Source organism: Polaromonas sp. P1_E3 (assembly GCF_056405935.1).
This window is the reverse complement of the sequence record NZ_JBFUBD010000612.1, coordinates 1-1,224: the sequence shown is the minus strand read 5'-3', so window position 1 is coordinate 1,224 and position 1,224 is coordinate 1. Positions and strand designations below refer to the sequence as shown.

The window sequence follows — 1,224 nt, the reverse complement described above, 5'->3', positions numbered from 1 at the left end:
ATGGTGCTTCCCGCCTTTCATTGCCGCTAGCCATAAGAATAGCCCGTTAAGCACACAAAGCGCACCGGGTACGTATAGATGCAACTGCCGGAAACATGCCCAGCCTACGATAAGGCAGAGCAGGATGAATATCCAGAAGACATCTCGGCGAAGCGCCGGAAACCGTGCTTGTGTTGTGAGGACAAGCAGATTCGCGACGGTGAATACAACGAACCATAGCAAAAGAGGCAAGGACCATATCTCGCTTTGTCGAAATAGCGTCTCAACCGCGTAGGCCATTGCCACCGAGCCCGGATGCTCCAGTCGTGGATGACGGTTTTCCAGCGGAAGCGTTTTCATGTCCAGTAGCCGCGAAGCCGAAGGCGAGATGATGACGATGCGCCCGCGCAAGTTGGGTCTCGCGCCCTCCACCAACCGACGGAAGCTAATGCGCGGAATGGTCGCAACCGCGAAAGGGTAGTCTATTCCCCAGCCTGCTTCCCCACCGCCGCGAAACGCGGGCTCGCGCGGGCTCAGCCTTGGAGAGGAGCGGCAGGGCTTTGCTACAGCTTCGCAATATGCCATGTAGATAGCTTCGGAGAAGCTTTTATATCCCTGCACTAAAGGTACTGCAGTGACTTGCCCGTTCGCGCTGACGGAGGCGAGTACGTGGCCTTTTCGTCGTGCCATCTGCGCCAGTGCGAGATAGAGACCGGGGGGCGAACTGCCATCGAGCGCTAGCACGAGGCGCGACTGCTCGCTAGCTACCATCTCAATCAAAGCGTCGTCGGGTCGCGCAGGGGGTTCGGTAAACATGACGTCGATCGCCACGACGGCGGCCCCTGCATCAAACGCCGAAAGCGCTGCTCGCGCATAGTAGCTTCGCTGCAGCGGCCAACCGCCCAAGGCAACGAGGGTTGCATCATCGATATCGACAATTGTGACTGGGGCGACCGGACCCGTCTGCGATGATGGAAACCGCTCCGCATAGACGTCCGCCTCGATTGCCTGAAGGCCTTCACAGGAGGCCAAACATGCCGCAGCCAAGCCCGCCGCTAAGACGCAACGGAATGCTTGCAAGGTCTTCTGGAACGATACCATCTAAGTAAATCCTATCCTCGTATTCCACATGAGGCATGTAAAAGCGCCTTGCTCCTCCGGCCGGCCAGCTATTTTTAGCTTCACCCAATAAAAAACCCTCCGATTAAGGGAGGGCTTTCGAGCTCGTTTGATACATCGTGGAAT

Annotated in this window: 1 protein-coding gene; it reads right to left on the bottom strand. The window is 57.2% G+C overall.

Translation table 11 applies throughout. The features are described 5' to 3' along the window. The coding region (locus AC1D0Z_RS22170; RefSeq protein WP_477660303.1) for a CHASE2 domain-containing protein at window positions 1–1,080 on the bottom strand (1,080 nt) is incomplete at its 3' end. Between the last annotated feature and the right edge of the window lie 144 nt (window positions 1,081–1,224).